This window comes from Natrialba sp. PRR66, from assembly GCF_034808065.1.
GTDB classification, from domain to species: Archaea; Halobacteriota; Halobacteria; order Halobacteriales; family Natrialbaceae; genus Natrialba; species Natrialba aegyptia.
The window spans coordinates 1-274 of the sequence record NZ_JAXHGN010000095.1; the positions used below are offsets into that span (position 1 = coordinate 1).

Annotated in this window: 1 protein-coding gene; it reads right to left on the reverse strand. The window is 44.2% G+C overall.

Annotated elements, in window-relative coordinates:
• The coding region (locus SM755_RS23620) for a protein kinase (protein WP_323174830.1) at positions 1-267 on the reverse strand (267 nt) is incomplete at its 3' end.
• Positions 268-274: the final 7 nt, after the last annotated feature.

Here is a 274-nt window from a genome sequence, read left to right on the forward strand (position 1 = left end):
GTTCATATGCAAGTAGTCAAGAGCCATGAGCAACTGAACAAGCCATTTACAGAGATTCTCTTCTGAAAAATGGGCACCATTGGCTCGCTTTATAGCTCCTGCCATGTCACCTGCTTCGCAGTATCCGATTATTATGCATACATAACATCCCTTCTCAACCCAAGAATCTTTGTACTCCACAATAAACGGATGGCGTATCTTACGGATGAGCTCCATCTCCTGATGAGCAGATCTTTTGGTTCGTTCTGTTTGGCGAGCTAGACGGATCTTTTTC